1 rRNA gene is annotated in these 212 nt (G+C 47.6%); it reads left to right on the top strand.

Features of this window, described 5'->3' with window-relative positions:
* Window positions 1-79, top strand: a 23S ribosomal RNA gene (locus ACNFCI_RS24170); the annotation flags it as partial.
* Between the last annotated feature and the right edge of the window lie 133 nt (window positions 80-212).

The raw sequence follows: 212 nt of genomic DNA, 5'->3' as shown, positions 1-212 counted from the left end.
ACGACGTTGATAGGTCGGGTGTGTAAGCGCTGTGAGGCGTTGAGCTAACCGATACTAATTGCCCGTGAGGCTTGACCATATAACACCCAAGCAATTTGCTGTTGCGAATTGTGGTGGTGAAGACGAACGAACCGAAAGTTTGCATCACAAATTCACATATCCGAATTGGCTGGCATGTCCATCTGGACGTTCTGGCAACAGAATTTCTTGAC

The organism is Pseudomonas sp. NY15356 (assembly GCF_048068175.1).
GTDB lineage: Bacteria > Pseudomonadota > Gammaproteobacteria > Pseudomonadales > Pseudomonadaceae > Aquipseudomonas > Aquipseudomonas putida_K.
The sequence above is the reverse complement of the archived record's forward strand: the minus strand, read 5'-3'. Positions and strand labels throughout refer to the sequence as shown.